Source organism: Mesorhizobium sp. WSM3626 (assembly GCF_000513935.1).
Lineage (GTDB): Bacteria > Pseudomonadota > Alphaproteobacteria > Rhizobiales > Rhizobiaceae > Mesorhizobium > Mesorhizobium salmacidum.
Genome location: NZ_AZUY01000019.1, coordinates 100,406 through 115,968, shown reverse-complemented (window position 1 = coordinate 115,968; position 15,563 = coordinate 100,406). Strand labels below are relative to the sequence as shown.

Below are 15,563 nucleotides of genomic sequence, written 5' to 3'. Positions count from 1 at the left end.
TCGATGCCAAGATTTCCCTGCAATAACAATTAGATAATTTGACGCTGCCTGGTCCTGGCGATTCCGGCTATCGCTCTGCCAGCCGCCAATTCGTTCGATTCTGACTGGAGGTCAGAAAATGAACATCAAGAGCCTTCTTCTCGGCTCCGCTGCGGCCCTGATCGCAGTTTCCGGTGCGCGCGCCGCCGACGCCGTCGTCGTCGCCGAGCCGGAACCCGCTGAATACGTCAAGATTTGCGACGTCTATGGCGCTGGCTACTTCTACATCCCCGGCACCGAAACCTGCCTGCGCATCGGCGGCTATGTCCGTTACGACATCGGCGCGGGCGACGTTAACGGCCTTACCGACGTCAACGATCGTTCCGATCCAGGTTCGCTCAACGACACCTACTACAAGCATTCTCGCTTCGCGCTGAAGACCTGGACCGGCCAGGAAACCGAACTCGGCACCTTGAAGACCTACACCGAGACCCGCTTCAACTGGGAGACCCAGCGTGAAGGCAACTATGCAGTGGCTGCCGGCAGGGGCGTCTCGCTGAACTTCGCTTGGGTCCAGCTCGGCGGCTTCCGCGTCGGTAAAGACGAGTCCGCCTGGGTGACGTTCAGCGGCTACGCCGGCAACGTCATCGACGACTCGCTCGTCGGTTACGGCGGCGACTTCGATACCGGTGTGGTCCAGTACTATTTCGATGCCGGCAACGGCTTCTCGGCGGTGATCTCGCTCGAAGACGGTGCTGGTGTTAACACGGTCGACAGCTATGTCCCGCATGTCGTCGGCGGCGTGAAGTACACGCAGGGCTGGGGTGCGATCAGCGCGACCGGCGTCTATGACAGCGTGTGGGAAGAGTGGGGCGCCAAGGTTCGCTTGGACGTGAACGCCACCAACGAACTGTCGCTGTGGGTCATGGCCAACTACGGCACGGACGACAATGTCGACCACAACTCCTTCAAGAACTGGGAAGGCAATTGGGCCATCTTCGGAGGCGGCACCTACAAGTTCAACGAGAAGACCTCGTTCAACGCGCAGGTATCCTATGATGAAGGCAAGAGCCTGGGTGTGGCTGCGAATATCGCTTACGACATCGTGCCTGGTTTCACGATCATCGGCGAAGTCGACTACGTCAATCGTAAGGCCTTCACGGGCGACCACGGTGTTGTTCGCGCTGCTGACAGCGACGGCTTCGGCGGCATCCTCCGCTTCCAGCGCTCGTTCTAAGGGCTGGTTCTCTACAGGTGAAATCCAGCCCGGGCACTTCGACGCCCGGGCTGTTTTGTTTCGCGACTGGGCTTGGGCAGATGGAAGGAAAAAGGGGGAATCGGTAGCTGAATAAAGTTCTGCGGAACGGTTTCGTGGGATCCGTCGTCCTGGCGGATGAAATCGTTTTGTCAGACAAAAGCTCTTGAAAGGACACGTCCAAGTGGATAGGGCTGACCTATCCACTGGGGGGTGTGGTAAAAAAATGACGAACGAAGCGATTNAAGAGGGAGGGACCTCTGATTATTTTGCGATATTTTCTTCTCAGACTGCAAAAATAAGATACAGCTACAACAAAATACGAGAAGTAAAGTCGCATAGAGTCGGAGATCTATTTTCAGCATATCGAGACATACTCTGGGATGATGGGCGGCATAAATACAATGTCAGCTCTTTCATCGGCGAAATAGATGAGATTCTCCTTGGGGAGCGTTTCAGTGCCTTTGATCAGAGCACTCTGGATAACCTTATCGGCACCTTGCGCCAGCGCGGCAACAGCAACGCAACCATCAATCGAAAGATGGCTGCCCTCAGCAAACTGCTGCGCAAGGCTCATAAGATGGGGGATATCCACAGCTTGCCCGAGTTCCGCCGCCAGAAGGAGCGGGCGGGGCGGATTCGTTTCCTTGAAAGGGACGAAGAGGCACGGTTGTTCGCAGCCATCAAGGGCCGCAGCGAGGATGCTTACCGGCTTTCAGTCTTCCTGGTCGATAGCGGATGCCGCCTCGGCGAAGCGCTCGGGTTGATCTGGAACGACATCCAGGAGCATCGCGTCTCCTTCTGGATCACCAAGTCCGGCCGCAGCCGCACCATTCCGATGACCGAGCGGGTCAAGGAGGTGATCAGGCTGCCAGCCACCGAGGGCCGCCGGCCCAAGGGCCCGTTCACCAAGCTCAGCCAGGCACAGTTCCGAGCAATCTGGAACGATGCTAAGGCCGAAGTCGGCCTTGGCGCCGACGACCAGGTCGTGCCGCATATCTTGCGCCACACCTGCGCTTCGCGTCTCGTCCAGGGCGGGATCGACATCAGGCGCGTGCAGATGTGGCTCGGTCATCAGACGCTGTCGATGACCATGCGTTATGCCCATCTGGCCACCAACGATCTCGACGGCTGCGTGGTTGTTCTGGAGAAGCCTCGCTGCGAGCGACCGGCAAGCGACTCCGAAGGCTCCGTATTTTCCTGTCCCGTGACCACGCCTTCTCTCGGCAAGGCCGAGCGGAAACAGACCGGCGCGGAGAAGATGCCGCCGAAGGCGCTTCGGAAAAACTCAAAAGCCACGTAGGCCGGCGAAGACTGGCCTATATTGTAATGGATGCCCAAGACCTTGGTTGGTCTTGGGCTTATCTTGGGTTTTTCCGCGCCTCTGCTTGATCTAGAAAGAGCGCGATGTCGGTGGGCAGATTGCCGGTCTCCAGGAAGGGGGCGTGGCCCTGATCTGGAACGGTGATTGTCCTGGTGCCGGGATGACGCTTTCGCATCTCCTCCAGCGTTTCCTGCGACAATAGCCTAGAATTGGCGCCGCGTAGGACGAGCAGTGGTATGGCCGCCAACGCATCGAACTGCTGCCAGAGAGGCGGCAATGGTTGTGACAGGTCGAAATTGGCAACTGTGTCGACAAGCGTCGAATCGAAATCGGGCAGCAGCCCTTGATTCGTCTCGCGATAGATCGCGCGCACCATTCGTTCCCACTTGCCCTCGGTTAGCGCTGGAAAATCCTGGCCGTGAACGCTGCGCTGGGCAGCCATCGCCTCGGCGAGGGTTTTCGGCTTCGGTGCGCGTTCGAGATAGGACTGGATGTGAGCGAGACCCGCGGGTTCGATCACTGGCCCGATGTCGTTGAGCACGATGGCTTTCAGCGCCGCCGGCTGCATCGCGCCAAGCACATGGATGATCAGCCCGCCGCGCGAGGTGCCGATGAAGGCCGCCTGTTCGATGCCGAGCGCCGCCAGCCCGGCAAGGACGTCGCCGGCTTCGATGACGACATTATAGTGGCTGACATCGGGATCGTAGGCCGACTGCCCGCGTCCGCGGTAGTCGAAAGCGACGACCTTACGCGCAAGGGCGGATCGCGTCGAGAGATGGAGCGCAAGCTCGTGAAAATCCCGCGCGTTACGCGTCAAGCCAGGCAGACAGACGACCGGCCAATGTGCGGAATTCGCTTCGCCATAGACGCGCGCGTGAAGTCTCAGCCCATCCGGCGCCGCATAGAAGAAGTCGGAGAAATCTGGATTGCTCGACATGGGACGGGCTCTTTAGCCGAAGGATCGTCCACGACTGCTACAGACGGAGCGCCGGAGGGTCAAACGGGAAAGGCTCCTCCTTTTCCTCGCAAGGCGAGGGCAAGAGCCTCAGCTGCGCCCGTTCACGAGATCGCCGACGATGTCGTACTTGCCGGAAATGCGCATTTTGTAGACCTCGTAATTCTCCATCACGCGCTGCACGTAACTTCTTGTTTCCGTGTAGGGAATCCGCTCGATCCAGTCCACCACCGCATCGATGTCCTTGCCGCGCGGGTCACCGTATTTCGCCACCCACTGGCTGGCTCGGGTCGGGCCGGCATTGTAGCCCGCGAAGGTCAATACGTACGAGCCATTGAAGCGATCGAGCTGTTCGCCGAGGAACGCCGAACCAAGCGTTGCATTGTAGCCGGCGTCGGTAGTCAGCCTGGTCTGCGAAAACTGTAATCCGGCCTTCTTCGCCAATTGCTTGGCGGTTCCCGGCATCAGCTGCAGCAGTCCGCGTGCGCCGGCACTGGATACGGCGCCGATATTGAATTCGCTTTCCTGGCGGGCGATCGCATAGGCCAGTGCCTTGCCCGAACCGGAAATATTGGCCGAATCGGGGATGACGCCGAGCGGATGCGACAGCGCGCCGACATCGATGCCGCGCGCCCCGGCGATCTTGCCGATTTTCAGCGCCATGAAATGGTTGTCCTGCTTTTCGGCAAGGACAGCGAGCAGCGCCAGTTCACCCGGGCTGGTCAACTGCCCGGCAAGGTCGCGATAGAGCGTTTCGGCATAACGGTCGTAGCCTGCCTCTTGCAGGCGCTTGATGGCCGAGACGGCCTCGCGGCCGGCAAAGTTCTGCCGGTCGGCGGCACTGGGCTGGGGATAGACGATGTTGAGCGCCTGCCGGCCGACGCGTTCGGCGGCTAGCTGGCCGTAAAACGTCGTGCCGTAGGTCGCCGCACGCCCAAGATAGTCCTTGGCATTGCCGGGGCCACCGACTTCCGCCGCACGGCCGAGCCAGTAATAGGCGCGCGACAGGGTCATTGGCCCTTGGGCAAGGTCGGCGATACGCGCGAAATGCGTCGCCGCGAGCTTGGGATCGTTCAGGCCGCGCAGCGCATACCAGCCGGCATGGAATTCGGCTTCCGCCGCATTGGCCGCGCTTTCGGCGGCATGCGTGGCGACTATTTTGTAGGCGGTCTTCATGTCGCCCTGGTCGACCAATTCGCGCGACAGCACCCGGCGTTCGACCCACCAGGCATCCGGATCGACCAGGGATTCCCGGTCTGCCGGCGCTTTCATGACAATTGCCGCGGCGCCCGCAAAATCCTTCTGCTTGCGCAGATATTCGGCCTGCGCGAAGAAATAGCCGGCCGAGCGTTGCGCCACCGGCACAGTCTTCAATAGTTTGGCAGCATTCTTGTCGCCCTTGTCGACCGCCGCCCAGGCGTCGGCAAGCTGCTGGGCGCCGGCGAGGCCGGCGACACGCAAGGCGGAATTCACCCGGTCGGCATAGAACATGCGCTCCATGCGAAAACGGTGATCGGCGGCGGGAACAAGGCTGCCGAACTCCTTGATCAGAGCCGTCTCGTCCTTGGCTTCCAGGATCGCGGTGCGCCAGAACGGCGACAGCACCGATCGCGCCGCCTTGGCGTTGCCCGACGACACATAGGCGCGCGCGAGAACCATCACGCCTTCGACTGTCTGCGGCTGGCTGCCGTCGAATGCCTTGACGACGACATCCGCCGCCGGGTTCTCGCGATAGAGTGCGCGCTCGCTGTTCTTGCGCAATGCAACGGTGCCCGGCCAGTTGGGCAGCATCTTCGCGGCCGTGGCGATGTCGCCGCTCGGAACCTTGTCGCCCCCGTAGAGCGCGATCGCCCAGGCCAATATGTGCTGGTCGAGCGATTGTGCGGGTAGCGCATCGCGCACACCGCGCGCGCCGGGAATATCGCCAGCCGCCAGCGCATCCAGTCCGCTTTTCAGGAGCGTGACGGCCGGTGAGGGGTCCGGTTGCGCCTTGTCCTGTACACCAGGCATCGGAATGGCCGAGGTGACCCGCACATCGACGCTGCCGCTGATCGCCACGCCGGGCACCAGCGCGGCGATGGCGCCAAGAAGCGCGAACAGGTGGGGCCGACTGGGCGGCATGATTTCGTGTCTTTCCTTAATCCAGCATTTTACCAGCGGGCGAAGAAGCCTTGAAGCCTAAGCTTAGGTCATGAAGGGCTCGTAAACAAAGGGTTATCGAGGCCGTTCGAATTACGCTTGCTGGCACCATGGCAATGCTTGCCGCGCAACAATGTCGAGACTATGGTGCGCCGCTTCGCTTTCGGTTAGAAGGCGCGCACGACAAAACACCGATGCATGTCGCCCAAAAGTGGATACCGGTTTTGGGGCAGCGACATGCATAACCGACAAAGTGCATGTCGCCCAAAAGTGGATACCGGTTTTGGGACCACGACATGCGTGTACCAAGAAGTCCCAAGGAGTTGGACGACATGCTGAGAGGCTCGCTTACTGCGCTCGTGACACCGTTCGAAAAGAGCGGGCGTTTCGACGAGAAAGCCTTTCGCGCGTTCGTCGAATGGCAGCTTGGCGAAGGCACCACGGGCCTTGTCCCGGTAGGCACCACCGGCGAATCCCCGACGCTGTCGCATGACGAGCACCGCCATGTCGTCAAGGTCTGCATCGAGGTGGCCAAGGGCAGGGCGCCTGTCGTCGCCGGCGCTGGCTCCAATAACACCGTGGAAGCGGTAGGTCTGGTGCAATATGCCGAAAAGGCCGGTGCCGATGCCGCCCTGGTCGTCACGCCCTATTACAACAGGCCGACGCAGCGCGGCCTGTACGAGCATTTCGCCGCCGTCGCCAGGGCGACCAGCCTGCCGATCATCATCTACAACATCCCGCCTCGCTCGGTGATCGACATGACGCCGGAAACGATGGGCCGGCTGGCGCACGACTTCAAGAACATCGTCGGCGTCAAGGATGCGACCGGCAAGGTCGAGCGCGTGTCCGAGCAGCGCATGACCTGCGGCAAGGATTTCATCCAGCTTTCCGGCGAGGATGCCTCAGCACTCGGCTTCAACGCGCATGGCGGCGTCGGCTGCATTTCGGTGACCTCGAACGTTGCACCGCGGCTGTGCGCCGAGTTTCAGGAAGCGACGCTCTCCGGCGACAGCGCCAAGGCGCTGGAACTGCAGGACCGCTTGCTGCCGCTGCACAAGGCGATCTTCATCGAGCCCGGCGTGTCCGGCGCCAAATACGCGTTGTCGAAGCTGGGCAAGGTCGAGAACGTCCTGCGTTCGCCGCTGGTCACCATCGAGCAGTCGACGGCCGAAAAGATCGATGCGGCCATGAAGCACGCCGGCTTGATTAATTAACGAGTCCGTTTGGAAACTCTACTCCTGCGGCCATCTGAAGGCGCCACCTGCGCTTCCGGTGCTCGCGTACTATATGTACGCTCCGCTCCGGTTCCGCGCGTGGCCCCGAAAGCACTTCGCTTTCGGAAAGGACCATGCGCAAAGTCGGATTTCTAGAGCGTCCCTTGCGCGTTAAAAAACGCGCGGCGCTCTAGTAGCACCATCATCTGACTCGCAGGAGCGAGTTTCGAAACGGATTCTAGACGTTATGAACCAAGTCAGAAAAGCCGATCCCAACAACAAGACCGTTGCGGAAAACCGCAAGGCGCGGTTTTCCTATGAAGTGCTCGACACGATCGAGACAGGCCTGGTGCTGACCGGAACCGAGGTCAAGTCGCTGCGCCAGGGCCAGGCCAACATCCAGGACAGCTATGCCTCGGTCGAAGGCGGCGAGATCTGGCTGATCAATTCCTATCTGCCGGAATACCTGCAGGCCAATCGCTTCAACCACGAGCCGCGCCGGCGCCGCAAACTGCTGCTCAACAAGCGCGAGATGGCAAAACTATCGCAGAGCGTCGATCGGGAAGGCATGACGCTGGTGCCGCTGAAAATCTATTTCAACGACCAAGGGCGCGCCAAGCTGCTGCTTGCAGTTGGCCGCGGCAAGAAACTGCATGACAAGCGCGAGACCGAGAAGCAACGCGACTGGTCGCGCGAAAAGGGGCGGCTGCTCAAGGAACGTGGGTGATCAGGTGACAGCCTGAAAAAAGCCAACGATCGGGCTTCAAGGTCGAACAACGGCAAGCCCTACAGGGGATGGTCTTGAAGAAGCGGATTGTTCTCCGGGGCGTGGCCAGTCTTGCCTTGGCATGCGTCGTTGTGGTGGGCGCCGTGGTCTATTTCCACACCTACTCCCCCGACCGAGGCGAATATCCGGTCCGGGGCATCGACGTCTCCCATCATCAGGGCAAGATCGACTGGCGGCGTGTTGCCGCCGATGATGTGGCTTTCGCCGTCATCAAGGCGACTGAAGGCGGCGACCATGTCGATAATGCCTTCGCCGGCAATCTGCGCGAGGCCCGCGCCGCCGGGCTCGCCGTCGGCGCCTATCATTTCTTCACCTTCTGCCGGCCGGGCGCCGACCAGGCCAGGAATTTTATCTCGGTGGTGCCGCACGATCAGCCATCGCTGCCGCCGGTGGTCGACATCGAGTTCGGGGGCAACTGTCCGCAGCGCCTGTCGCCCGAGCAACTGAATGCCGAACTGGAGGCTTTCCTCGGACCCGTCGAGGCTGCCTTCGGCAAGCCGGCGATCATCTATCTGACGGATGAAGCCGAGGCTGCCTATGCCGGGCAAATCGCCGCTCGCCCACTCTGGCTGCGCTCGCTGCTCATGGAGCCGGACCGCCGTGACTGGATTTACTGGCAGTACCACAACATGGGGCGCGTGGACGGCATAGAGGGGGACGTCGACCTGAACGTTTTGCAGGGTGGGCCGGAGAAACTGGCGGCGCTGCTTGCCTCCGCACTTTGACGGACAGACCCGATCCGATGCCGGCCGGTTCTTCAGAAGCCTGCCATGCCGCTGAAACCATTCACGATCCAACTGATGTCGGGACAGCCAGATTTTCCCTGGTGCCGCGTCGACCCGTCGCCGAATAACCTATCCCGGCGGCCATGATGGCGATGGCCACGCATTGGATCGCCAGCGGGGTCTCGCCAAGAACGATCATGCCGACCATCACGGTGGCGATCGGCACACCCGGCAGGAACAGCGATGCAGCCTGCGAGCCCAATCGGTCGACAATGTAAGTGTAGAGGAACATTGCGGCAGCGCCCGCGAGAAGACCTTGAATGACGATCTGGCTGGCGATTTCGGCGCCCGCGGCGGCATGAAGCCCGCTTGGTGCAAACAGGCAGAGAAGCGGCAGCGGCAGGCACGACAAGATCACGACGGTCGCGGTCGCGGTGACGGGTTCGACGCGCCATCGCTGCACAAGAGCCGCATAGGCGGAAAACATCGCGCCCGATCCGATGAACAGCAGATCGCCGAAGAGGACATCGCCGGCACCGCTGCGCGCCGGCGCGATGAACAGCAGCAGCCCAGCGATGATCGTGACGACACCGATGACCCGCTGCCGCGAAGCACTTTCCCTGAACAAGGACAGCAGGAATGAGAAGAACACGATCGAGGCCGGGCAAAGTGCCGCGCCATGGGCGGCGGGCGCATAGGTCAGGCCCAGTTGATGATGAGTGGGTAGGGCAAACCGGCCAGTGCCGCCAACGTCAGTCCACGTCGCCAGCCCAGCGCCTTCAGGGGCGCCAGGCCGCGCCACCAGACGATCGGCAGGAACACCACGCCGGCACCGGCAAAGCGCAGGCTGGCCATGTCGGTGGGCGTCAGATGCTCCCTGAGGCTGAAGCGGGCGGCGACGAACTGCGCCGCATAGATGGCGATCATGACGAGGCCGGCGATCACCGCCAGTCTTGTGTTTCCGGTGTCTCGTACGTCCGCCATGTCAGTTCTGCCGTCATATTCATTGTCGCCAGGAGGAGATAGCCCCGACCTCGCGACGAAGCGCAGCCTATTGCCGAAATGGCCGCGACGAAATACGCTGTTTTTCGCAACTTCAAGTGTAATTCACGCAAAAGAGGTGGCTTGAACGTGAATTCTGAATCTGGCGACCTGGACGCCATCGACCGCACTCTTCTGCGACTGCTGCAGGAAGATGGACGCCGCACCACGCTTGACCTGGTCGCGCGCGTCGGCCTGTCGCCGACCGGCGCCAGCCAGCGCGTGAAGCGCCTGTTTCGCGACGGGTTCATCACAGCCGTCAGAGCGGTGCTCAATCCGGCAAAGATTGGCCGCGGCATGCTTGTTTTCATCGAGGTGCGGCTCGATCACACGGCCCCGCATATCTTTGACCGCTTCGCAGAGGCGGTCGCAAAGGCGCCCGAGGTTCTGGAATGCCACATGGTCGTCGGCGGCTTCGACTATCTCGTGAAGGCGCGCATTGCCGAGATGGCCGACTATCAGGACTTTCTCAAACGCGTCATCCTGCCGCTGCCGGGAGTGAAGGAAACGCATACCTATGCATCCATCGGCGACGTGAAACCGGATGCCCTGCTGCCGGTGTGAGCAGGCACGGGATACCGCCCGGTGTCCGATCCTCAATTCTTCAGGAATGCCTCGATCTCGCTGAACACCCTGACGAACATGTCTTCGGTCAACACGCCGGTATTGGTGTTGTAACGTGAGCAATGATAGCTCGAAAACAGCGTAATGCCGCCGGCCGGCAATTGCCCGCCATGTTTGAACGGGTAGGCGGCGATGCGCCCGCCCAGTGCCCGCACGGTCGACTGGTGCGCGATCGATCCCAGCGCCAGCACGGCGCGCAGGTTGGGAAAACGAGCGATCGTCGGCACCAAAAATGTCCGGCAGGTGGCGATCTCTGCACCCACCGGCTTGTTCTCCGGAGGCACGCAGCGCACCGCGTTGGTGATCGCCGTGCCGACGAGCTCCAGCCCATCATCGGGCCGCGCCTTGAACTCGCCGCGTGCGAAGCCGTGGGCAATCAGCGTCGAGTAGAGCAGGTCGCCGGCATAGTCGCCGGTGAACGGACGCCCGGTGCGGTTGGCGCCGCGCAAGCCAGGCGCCAGACCGACGATCAGAAGCCGGACGGTATCTTCGCCGCCCAATGGCAGGAAGGTCGGCACCGGCGCGTTGAACCAGGACGGCTCGCGCTGCCGCCATTCGGCGATGAAATCATGCAACCGCGGGCAGAGTGGGCAGTCGCGGCTGGGTTCGGAAGCGGGGAGGGTGGTCAAGTCGACCGGCCTCAGTAGTCGTCCTCATCGACTTCAGCCGGTTCGGGCCGCCTTACGGGCCGCTCCGAGGGATCGCGGCCGACTTCGTTCTTCAGCGTCGCCAGGTCGATGAAATGGTCCGCCTGGCGGCGCAGGTCATCTGAGATCATCGGCGGCTGCGAGGCCATGGTCGATACGATCGACACCTTGCGGCCACGCCGTTGCAGCGCCTCGACCAGCGTGCGGAAATCGCCGTCTCCGGAGAATATGACATAGTGGTCGACGACGTCGGCGAGTTCCAGCGCATCGACGGTGAGCTCGATGTCCATATTGCCCTTGATCTTGCGGCGGCCGGTCGAGTCGGTGAATTCCTTGGCCGGCTTGGTCACCACCTTGAAGCCGTTATAGTCGAGCCAGTCGATCAGCGGCCGGATCGAGGAGTATTCCTGGTCCTCGACCAGTGCGGTGTAATAATAGGCGCGCAGCAGGTAACCGCGCTTGTGGAAGCTCGCCAAAAGCTTGCGATAGTCGATGTCGAACCCGAGCGCGCGTGAGGTGGCGTAGAGATTGGCGCCGTCGATGAACAGGGCGATTTTTTCACGGGGATCGAACATGGAAATAGTCCTTTTCGAAATAACGGCCGTCTAACGAAATGCGGTAGCGACGAGCGGTCAGGCCCATAATAAACCGGCCGACCTTGGACCAACCGAGATAACGCCAGTTTGGTGGCAATCCAAGGGCACGTGGCGCACTGCAAGCAATTGTGATCGCGGCGCCGAACCGTGGACGCGGGCTGCCCTGTGGGCACGCATTGCCATGATGCTTGTATTTTGGCGCCGTTCGGGTTATGGACCGCGCCTGTTTTCCATTACATCCAGGCATGAAAGGGGCAATCCATGGCCCGCGTAACCGTTGAAGATTGCATCGACAAGGTCGACAACCGCTTCGAGCTGGTGCTTCTGGCCGGCCACCGCGCTCGTCAGATCAGCCAAGGCGCGCAGATCACCGTGCCGCGCGACAATGACAAGAACCCGGTCATCGCGCTGCGCGAGATTGCCGACGAGACGCTGTCGCCCGACGATCTCAAGGAAGATCTGATCCATTCGCTGCAGAAGCATGTCGAGGTCGACGAGCCCGAAGCCGATGGCGAAGTGATCGCCGACCAGACTGGCGGTGCCGTTGCCGCCGCCGACGCGGACGACACCGAGGACAACGTCACCTTCGATCGCATGACCGAGGAAGACCTGCTGGCCGGCATCGAAGGTCTGGTTCCCCCGGAAAAGAGCGACGACTACTAAGAGCTTTGATAATTCTACCCAGCCGGTCGCCTAGCGCAGTTTTCTGCGCTTCCGGTGCGCACGGACCCAAATGTCCGCTCCGCTCCGGTTCTCGAAAACTACGCTATCCGGCTCGGCTGAGCGAATTCTGAAAAGCCCTTTGGAATTGGCTGGAACAATCTTCCGGCACTTCCGTCCCGGCGGTTTCGTGGCTATCTATGACATGCGCCGTACAGCAGTGCGGCGCATGATTCATTTCATCGCCGAGAGATTCCGCCCATGATGCGTCAGTATGAGCTTGTCGAGCGCGTCCAGCGCTACAAGCCTGACGTCAACGAGGCGTTGCTCAACAAGGCCTACGTCTACGCCATGCAGAAGCATGGCCACCAGAAGCGCGCTTCCGGCGACCCCTATTTCTCGCATCCGCTCGAAGTCGCAGCCATCCTCACCGAAATGCATATGGATGAGGCCACGATCGCCGTCGCCCTGCTGCACGACACCATCGAGGACACCACGGCGACCAGGGCCGAGATCGATGAGCTGTTCGGTCCAGAAATGGGCAAGCTGGTCGAAGGCCTGACCAAGCTGAAGAAGCTCGACCTCGTGTCGAAGAAGGCGGAGCAGGCGGAAAACCTGCGCAAGCTTCTGCTGGCGATCTCGGAAGATGTCCGCGTGCTCCTCGTCAAGCTCGCCGACCGCCTGCACAACATGCGCACCCTCGACCATATGCCGGAGGCCAAGCGCCTGCGCATCGCCGAGGAAACGATGGACATCTATGCGCCCTTGGCCGGGCGCATGGGCATGCAAGGCATGCGCGAGGAGCTGGAGGAGATAGCCTTCCGCTTCATCAATCCGGAAGCCTATCGCGCCGTTACCGCCCGGCTCGCCGAAATCTTCGAGCGCAACAAGGATGTGCTGTCCGAGATCGAGAAGGCTCTTTCGGGCCTGTTCGAGAAACACGCCATCAAGGCCGGCGTCAAAAGCCGGCAGAAGAAGCCGTGGTCGGTGTTCCGCAAGATGGAGGCCAAGGCGCTGTCCTTCGAGCAATTGTCCGACATTTTCGGCTTCCGCGTCGTGGTCGACTCTGTCGAAGACTGCTATCGCGCGCTGGGAGCCATCCACACCACCTGGTCGATGGTGCCCGGCCGTTTCAAGGATTATATCTCGACGCCGAAACAGAACGACTACCGTTCGATCCACACCACCATCGTCGGTCCTTCGCGCCAGCGCGTCGAGCTGCAGATCCGCACCCGCGAGATGAACAAGATCGCTGAATATGGCGTCGCCGCCCATTCGATCTACAAGGACACTGGCGGCAAGACGAACGGCGCCGTGCACGCGATCTCGAAGGAGACCAATGCCTATGCCTGGCTGCGGCGCACCATCGAGCAGCTGGCAGAGGGCGACAACCCGGAAGATTTCCTCGAGAACACCAAGCTGGAGCTGTTCCAGGACCAGGTGTTCTGCTTCACGCCGAAGGGCATGCTGATTGCCTTGCCGCGCGGAGCCACGCCGATCGATTTCGCCTATGCCGTCCACACCGATGTCGGCGATACCTGCGTCGGCGCCAAGGTCAACGGCCGCATCATGCCGCTGATGACGGAACTGAAGAATGGCGACGAGGTCGAGATCATCCGCTCCAAGGCGCAGGTGCCGCCGGCCGCGTGGGAATCGGTCGTCGTCACCGGCAAGGCGCGCGCCGCCATCCGCCGCGCTACCAAGAATGCGATCCGCAAGCAGTATTCCGGCCTTGGCGCGCGTATCCTGGAGCGTGCCTTCGAACGAGCCGGCAAGACCTTCACCAAGGAAAGCCTGAAGCCCGTCCTGCACCGGTTGGCGCGCAAGGACATCGAGGATGTGCTGGCATCCGTCGGTCGCGGCGAACTGGCTTCCACCGATGTCATGAAGGCGGTCTTCCCTGACTACAAGGACGAGCGCGTCACCCCCGCGGCTCCCAAACAGCGCGAGGAGGGCTGGTCGAAGATCCGCAACGCCGCCGGCATGCTGTTCCAGATTCCGGGCCGGGCCGCGCGCAAGGACAAGGACCAGCCAGGCGCCGGCGCGGTGCCGATCCGTGGTGTGCGCGGCGATCTGCCGGTGCGCTTCGCGCCGGAAGGCGCGGTCCCTGGCGACCGTATCGTCGGCATCGTCCAGCCGGGCACCGGCATCACCATTTACCCGATCCAGTCGCCGGCGCTGCAGGCTTTCGATGACCAGCCGGAGCGCTGGATCGACGTACGTTGGGACATCGACGAACGCACCAAGGAACGGTTTCCCGCGCGCGTCTCGGTCACCGCCATCAACGCGCCGGGCTCGCTTGCCGACATCGCCCAGGTCGTTGCCTCCAACGACGCCAACATCCATACGCTGTCGATGGTGCGCACCGCGCCCGATTTCACCGAAATGCTGATCGATCTCGAAGTCTGGGACCTGAAGCATCTCAACCGGCTGCTGTCGCAGCTCAAGGACAATTCGAGCGTCAGCGATGCGCGGCGCGTCAATGGCTAGCGATAGCCGACCATGGGGGACGAGATGAATACCGACGAAGTGCTGGGCATATTCCGTGAGGCTGGCGCTGTTCTGGAGGGTCATTTCATCCTGACGTCGGGCCTGCGCAGTCCAGTCTTCCTGCAGAAGGCACGGGTGTTCATGCATGCCGACAAGACCGAGCGGCTGTGCAAGGCGCTGGCCGAGAAGATCCGCGCCGCGATCCCAGGCAAGCTCGACTATATCGTCGGGCCGGCGATCGGCGGGCTGATCCCGGCTTACGAAACTTCGCGCCACCTTGGCGTGCCGGCGATCTGGGTGGAGCGGGAAGGGGGCGAGTTCCGCCTGCGGCGCTTCGAGATTGACCGAGGCGCGCGCGTCGTCATCGTCGAGGACATCGTCACCACCGGATTGTCGATCCGCGAAACCATCGATTGCCTGCGCGTCCTTGGTGCAGAGGTGGTCGCGGCCGCCTGCATCATCGACCGATCGGCCGGCAAGACCCATGTCGGCGTGCCGCTGATCGCGCTTGCCGAATATGAGGTCCCAGCCTATCCGCCGGACAGATTGCCGCCGGAGCTTGCCGCCATCCCGGCCATCAAGCCGGGCAGCCGCAACATCTGAGGAGGTCGCATTGATCGTCGGTATCGATCATTTCGTGCTGACGGTGGTGTCGCTCGACGCGACCTGCGCCTTTTATCAGCGCGTGCTGGGCTTCGAACGCGTCGACACGCCGGGCCGGCCGACGGCACTTGCCTTCGGCAACCAGAAGATCAATGTCCACGAGATCAGCCGCACCTTCGAGCCGAAGGCGAAGTCGCAGACGCCCGGATCCGGTGACTTCTGCCTGATCACCGACCGCCCGCTCGATGAATTCCTTGCCGGCCTCGAAGCCAATCACGTAGTGGTGGAACTCGGGCCGGTCGAACGCATCGGTGCGCAGGGGCCGATGATGTCGGTCTACTTCCGCGATCCGGATGGCAACCTTGTCGAAGTCAGCCAGTACCCGCGGTAGCATATCGATCATTGGCTGCGACAATTAGCCGAAACCACTTCTCAAATTCGCCGCGATTCTCCGATGTTGGAGGAGACGGACCTTACCCGAATTTGGCGGTGCGGCCGCTGCGCGGACGGCCTCCAGTTGTTGT

At 61.7% G+C, this 15,563-nt stretch carries 16 protein-coding genes; 10 read left to right on the top strand and 6 right to left on the bottom strand.

Features of this window, described 5'->3' with window-relative positions; genetic code table 11:
- Positions 1–118: 118 nt before the first annotated feature.
- A complete protein-coding gene (locus M653_RS0115660; protein WP_027144202.1) occupies positions 119–1,216 on the top strand; it encodes a porin in 1,098 nt (365 codons plus the stop codon).
- A 244-nt stretch (positions 1,217–1,460) separates the two neighbouring features.
- Positions 1,461–2,537: a site-specific integrase gene (locus M653_RS0115655; RefSeq protein ID WP_027144201.1), complete on the top strand. Its 1,077-nt coding sequence runs from the start codon at positions 1,461–1,463 to the stop codon at positions 2,535–2,537.
- 58 nt (positions 2,538–2,595) lie between these two features.
- Here M653_RS0115655 and M653_RS0115650 read toward each other — a convergent pair whose 3' ends face one another.
- A complete protein-coding gene (locus M653_RS0115650; protein WP_027144200.1) occupies positions 2,596–3,495 on the bottom strand; it encodes an alpha/beta hydrolase in 900 nt (299 codons plus the stop codon).
- 108 nt (positions 3,496–3,603) lie between these two features.
- Complete coding sequence (locus M653_RS0115645; RefSeq protein WP_027144199.1) at positions 3,604–5,634, bottom strand: lytic transglycosylase domain-containing protein; 2,031 nt, start codon at positions 5,632–5,634, stop codon at positions 3,604–3,606.
- A 350-nt stretch (positions 5,635–5,984) separates the two neighbouring features.
- Between M653_RS0115645 and dapA the strand changes: the two genes are divergently transcribed.
- The 3 genes from dapA (at position 5,985) to M653_RS0115630 (ending at position 8,378) form a co-directional block, all read left to right on the top strand.
- The gene (gene dapA, locus M653_RS0115640; protein ID WP_027144198.1) at positions 5,985–6,866 is read left to right on the top strand and encodes a 4-hydroxy-tetrahydrodipicolinate synthase; all 882 of its coding nucleotides are present in this window, start codon (positions 5,985–5,987) and stop codon (positions 6,864–6,866) included.
- A 247-nt stretch (positions 6,867–7,113) separates the two neighbouring features.
- Positions 7,114–7,593 (top strand): SsrA-binding protein SmpB, encoded by a 480-nt coding sequence (gene smpB / locus M653_RS0115635; protein ID WP_027144197.1) that lies wholly within the window; start codon positions 7,114–7,116, stop codon positions 7,591–7,593.
- Between the two features lie 74 nt (positions 7,594–7,667).
- Positions 7,668–8,378 (top strand): GH25 family lysozyme, encoded by a 711-nt coding sequence (locus M653_RS0115630; RefSeq protein WP_027144196.1) that lies wholly within the window; start codon positions 7,668–7,670, stop codon positions 8,376–8,378.
- Positions 8,379–8,439: 61 nt separating this feature from the next.
- Here M653_RS0115630 and M653_RS1000000137670 read toward each other — a convergent pair whose 3' ends face one another.
- Both M653_RS1000000137670 and M653_RS1000000137665 read right to left on the bottom strand, forming a co-directional pair.
- Positions 8,440–9,030, bottom strand: coding sequence for a DMT family transporter (locus M653_RS1000000137670; protein ID WP_245262148.1), 591 nt, complete (start codon positions 9,028–9,030; stop codon positions 8,440–8,442).
- 47 nt (positions 9,031–9,077) lie between these two features.
- Positions 9,078–9,362: a hypothetical protein gene (locus tag M653_RS1000000137665; protein ID WP_245262147.1), complete on the bottom strand. Its 285-nt coding sequence runs from the start codon at positions 9,360–9,362 to the stop codon at positions 9,078–9,080.
- Positions 9,363–9,509: 147 nt separating this feature from the next.
- Here M653_RS1000000137665 and M653_RS0115620 point away from each other — a divergent pair, with 147 nt between their 5' ends.
- A complete protein-coding gene (locus M653_RS0115620; RefSeq protein WP_027144195.1) occupies positions 9,510–9,983 on the top strand; it encodes an Lrp/AsnC ligand binding domain-containing protein in 474 nt (157 codons plus the stop codon).
- A gap of 32 nt (positions 9,984–10,015) precedes the next feature.
- Here M653_RS0115620 and M653_RS0115615 read toward each other — a convergent pair whose 3' ends face one another.
- A complete protein-coding gene (locus M653_RS0115615; RefSeq protein WP_027144194.1) occupies positions 10,016–10,672 on the bottom strand; it encodes a uracil-DNA glycosylase in 657 nt (218 codons plus the stop codon).
- An 11-nt stretch (positions 10,673–10,683) separates the two neighbouring features.
- Positions 10,684–11,265 (bottom strand): NYN domain-containing protein, encoded by a 582-nt coding sequence (locus M653_RS0115610; protein WP_027144193.1) that lies wholly within the window; start codon positions 11,263–11,265, stop codon positions 10,684–10,686.
- A 282-nt stretch (positions 11,266–11,547) separates the two neighbouring features.
- On the opposite strand from M653_RS0115610, the gene rpoZ reads away from it, so the two are divergent.
- From rpoZ to M653_RS0115590, 4 genes are all read left to right on the top strand, one after another.
- The gene (gene rpoZ / locus M653_RS0115605; protein ID WP_027144192.1) at positions 11,548–11,949 is read left to right on the top strand and encodes a DNA-directed RNA polymerase subunit omega; all 402 of its coding nucleotides are present in this window, start codon (positions 11,548–11,550) and stop codon (positions 11,947–11,949) included.
- A gap of 258 nt (positions 11,950–12,207) precedes the next feature.
- Entirely contained in the window at positions 12,208–14,436 is a 2,229-nt protein-coding gene (locus M653_RS0115600; RefSeq protein ID WP_027144191.1) for a bifunctional (p)ppGpp synthetase/guanosine-3',5'-bis(diphosphate) 3'-pyrophosphohydrolase, read from the top strand.
- Positions 14,437–14,460: 24 nt separating this feature from the next.
- Positions 14,461–15,039, top strand: coding sequence for an orotate phosphoribosyltransferase (pyrE, locus tag M653_RS0115595; protein ID WP_027144190.1), 579 nt, complete (start codon positions 14,461–14,463; stop codon positions 15,037–15,039).
- 10 nt (positions 15,040–15,049) lie between these two features.
- Positions 15,050–15,430 (top strand): VOC family protein, encoded by a 381-nt coding sequence (locus tag M653_RS0115590; RefSeq protein ID WP_027144189.1) that lies wholly within the window; start codon positions 15,050–15,052, stop codon positions 15,428–15,430.
- Positions 15,431–15,563: the final 133 nt, after the last annotated feature.

Coding starts and splice junctions, on each gene's coding strand:
- M653_RS0115650 (WP_027144200.1), bottom strand. CDS start 3,495: ATGTCGAGCAATCCAGATTTCTCCGACTTCTTCTATGCGGCGCCGGAT.
- M653_RS0115610 (WP_027144193.1), bottom strand. CDS start 11,265: ATGTTCGATCCCCGTGAAAAAATCGCCCTGTTCATCGACGGCGCCAAT.
- pyrE (WP_027144190.1), top strand. CDS start 14,461: ATGAATACCGACGAAGTGCTGGGCATATTCCGTGAGGCTGGCGCTGTT.
- M653_RS0115600 (WP_027144191.1), top strand. CDS start 12,208: ATGATGCGTCAGTATGAGCTTGTCGAGCGCGTCCAGCGCTACAAGCCT.
- dapA (WP_027144198.1), top strand. CDS start 5,985: ATGCTGAGAGGCTCGCTTACTGCGCTCGTGACACCGTTCGAAAAGAGC.
- M653_RS1000000137665 (WP_245262147.1), bottom strand. CDS start 9,362: ATGGCGGACGTACGAGACACCGGAAACACAAGACTGGCGGTGATCGCC.
- rpoZ (WP_027144192.1), top strand. CDS start 11,548: ATGGCCCGCGTAACCGTTGAAGATTGCATCGACAAGGTCGACAACCGC.
- M653_RS0115645 (WP_027144199.1), bottom strand. CDS start 5,634: ATGCCGCCCAGTCGGCCCCACCTGTTCGCGCTTCTTGGCGCCATCGCC.
- M653_RS0115660 (WP_027144202.1), top strand. CDS start 119: ATGAACATCAAGAGCCTTCTTCTCGGCTCCGCTGCGGCCCTGATCGCA.
- smpB (WP_027144197.1), top strand. CDS start 7,114: ATGAACCAAGTCAGAAAAGCCGATCCCAACAACAAGACCGTTGCGGAA.